We start from the raw sequence: 721 nt of genomic DNA on the forward strand, positions 1-721 counted from the left end.
GTCCAGCACACCCGCGTCGCCGGTCACCACCCACCCGTCGACCAGCGTCTTCGCCGTGGCCTCGGGCAGGTTCCAGTACTCCACCATCGCCGCCGGGGTACGCAGCCAGACCTCGCCGATCTCGCCGGGGGGCAGCGGGTCGCCCTTGTCGTCGGCGACCTTGACCTCGAAGCCCGGGTACGGGCGTCCGGCCGCCTGCATCTTGCCGCTGTCCGGGGTGTGGTCGGCCGGCGGCAGGCAGATGGCCGTGTTGCCGGTCTCGGTGAGGCCGTAGATCTGGGCGAACTCGCAGCCGAAGCCCTCGATGCAGCGGGCCAGCAGCGCCGCCGAGATGGGCGCGCCGCCGTAGACGATCTTCCGCAGGGAGGCGAAGTCCGCCTTGGTGACGCCGGGCTCCACCAGCAGCAGCCGCAGCATCGCGGGCACCAGGATGGCGGTGGTCACCCGCAACGTCCTGATCAGCTCCACCGCGCCGGCCGTGGTGAACTCGCGCATCACCACGTTCGGCACGCCCGAGACGAAGCCCTGGGTCGCCCACCACAGGCCGCCGATGTGGAATCCGGCCATCCCGACCAGGCTGACGTCGCCCGGCACCCAGTCGAGCCAGTCCAGCTCCTCCGAGGCCAGCGCGTCGCGTACGGCGAAGAAGCTGCGGTGCGCGAGGACGACGCCCTTCGGCAGCCCCGTGGTCCCGCTGGTGTACATCTGCGCCAGCGGCGTG

Annotated in this window: 1 protein-coding gene; it reads right to left on the minus strand. The window is 71.7% G+C overall.

The features are described from left to right. A partial coding sequence (locus tag V6V16_RS27770) for an AMP-binding protein (RefSeq protein ID WP_334566906.1) occupies window positions 1–705 on the minus strand: 705 nt, incomplete at its 3' end. Window positions 706–721: the final 16 nt, after the last annotated feature.

This window comes from Micromonospora sp. CPCC 205561, from assembly GCF_036906775.1.
Lineage (GTDB): Bacteria > Actinomycetota > Actinomycetes > Mycobacteriales > Micromonosporaceae > Micromonospora.